Source organism: Acidovorax cavernicola (assembly GCF_003581445.1).
Genome location: NZ_QXMN01000224.1, coordinates 1 through 1,323 on the forward strand (window position 1 = coordinate 1; position 1,323 = coordinate 1,323).

1 protein-coding gene and 1 pseudogene are annotated in these 1,323 nt (G+C 69.4%); one reads left to right on the plus strand and one right to left on the minus strand.

Annotated elements, in window-relative coordinates; all coding sequences use genetic code 11:
• On the plus strand, window positions 1–635 hold a 635-nt coding region (gene phhA / locus D3H34_RS32725; protein ID WP_119558872.1), incomplete at its 5' end, for a phenylalanine 4-monooxygenase.
• Window positions 636–748: 113 nt separating this feature from the next.
• Here phhA and D3H34_RS34860 read toward each other — a convergent pair.
• Window positions 749–1,243, minus strand: a pseudogene (locus D3H34_RS34860) (esterase/lipase family protein); the annotation flags it as partial.
• Between the last annotated feature and the right edge of the window lie 80 nt (window positions 1,244–1,323).

A 1,323-nucleotide genomic window follows, 5' to 3' on the forward strand; every position in this document is an offset into this window, starting at 1 on the left:
GGCCCCATGAGCGCATTCCGCGCTTCGAGGAGATCAACGCGCGGCTTATGCCGGCCACGGGCTGGCAGATCGTCGCCGTGCCCGGGCTGATTCCCGAGCTGGCGTTCTTCGAGCTGCTCGCCGACCGCCGCTTTCCGGTCACCGACTGGATACGCACGCCGGCCGAGTTCGACTACATCGTCGAGCCCGACGTCTTCCACGACCTGTTCGGCCATGTGCCGCTGCTGTTCAACCCGGTGCTCGCCGACTATGTGCAGCGCTACGGCCAGGGCGGCATCAAGGCGCACCGCCTGGGTGCCTGCGAAATGCTCGCGCGGCTGTACTGGTACACGATCGAGTTCGGGCTGATCCGCGAGGCCGGCGGCCTGCGCGCCTACGGCGCGGGCATTCTGAGTTCGGGTGGCGAGCTGGTCTATTCGGTCGAAAGCCCGCTGCCGCAACGCCTGCCGCTCACGGTGGAGCGCGCGATGCGCTCGCGCTACAAGATCGACAGCTACCAGCAGACCTATTTCGTGATCGACGACCTGCAGCAGCTGTTCGACATGACAGAAGCCGACTTCGCGCCGCTGTACCCGCAGCTGCGCGCGCTGCCCGAGTTTTCGGCCGACGGGCAGCTCATTGCGGCGCAGGCCTGAACGCGCTCCACCCAGGCCGCACAGTGCTGCATGAGCTGCGGGTCGAACACCAGCTGCACATGGGCCTGGTCGGCGATCAGCCGGTTGTCGGCACCGGGGTAGGTCGCCGCGAGCGCGGGCATCACGAGGTTGTCGCAGTTCGAGTACCAGCAGGTCATGCGCGCGGCCAGGGCCTGCGGCTCATCGGCCGCAAGGTCGCGCAGCCAGTCGCTGCCCAGGCGCATCTGCCGGCCGTTGACGCTATGGCTGAAATTCGCGATCCAGGTGCCGCGGTGCGGCGTGGCCAGCGTGATCACGCGCGCCACCAGCGCCTGCAGCCGCTGCGCGGCCTGCGCCTGGCCCACGCCGTCGCCGACCACGGCGCCGCGGCTGCGCAGCCAGGCGCGGATCACCAGACCGCCCATGCTGTGGCCGATCAGCACCGGCGGCCGGCCCGTGGCCTGCGCCATGCGGCGCACGGCCGCGTCCAGATCGGGAACGCAGTCGTCCATTGATCCCCAGGCAGGCTCGAGCGTGACCGCGATGCAGGGGATGCCGCGCGCCGCGAACAGCCGCTGCCAGGGCTGCCAGAATGCGCGGTTGCACAGATAGCCATGCACCAGCACCACGCCCGTGCGGCCTGCGCCGACAGCGACGTCATCGGCCAGCGCATGCGTGCGAAACGGCTGGCGTCAGCCGTTTCTGTCTC